This is a genomic window from Pseudomonas sp. Leaf129, assembly GCF_001423465.1.
Taxonomy (GTDB): Bacteria; Pseudomonadota; Gammaproteobacteria; order Pseudomonadales; family Pseudomonadaceae; genus Aquipseudomonas; species Aquipseudomonas coleopterorum.
This window is the reverse complement of the sequence record NZ_LMOC01000007.1, coordinates 1-308: the sequence shown is the minus strand read 5'-3', so window position 1 is coordinate 308 and position 308 is coordinate 1. Positions and strand designations below refer to the sequence as shown.

General features: G+C 51.8%; 1 rRNA gene (running past one end of the window). It reads right to left on the bottom strand.

Annotated features, from left to right (window positions below):
* A 5S ribosomal RNA gene (rrf, locus tag ASF66_RS11440) occupies positions 1 to 89 on the bottom strand; it reaches 81 nt to the left of the window's first position.
* Between the last annotated feature and the right edge of the window lie 219 nt (positions 90 to 308).

Below are 308 nucleotides of genomic sequence, written 5' to 3'. Positions count from 1 at the left end.
GGAAACCCCACACTACCATCGGCGATGCATCGTTTCACTGCTGAGTTCGGGATGGGATCAGGTGGTTCCAATGCTCTATGGTCGTCAAGAAATTCTGTAGCCGGGATGCCCTTTGGGAGCACTCCAGCGAATCGGGTATGTGATAKTYGTGGGTTGTCTTGCTTGCGAACTTTCGGTTCGTGTCATCTCCACAGTCACCGCAATCTGGTCTTCGACRCAAATTGCTTGGGTGTTATATGGTCAAGCCTCACGGGCAATTAGTATGGGTTAGCTCAACGCCTCACAGCGCTTACACACCCCACCTATCA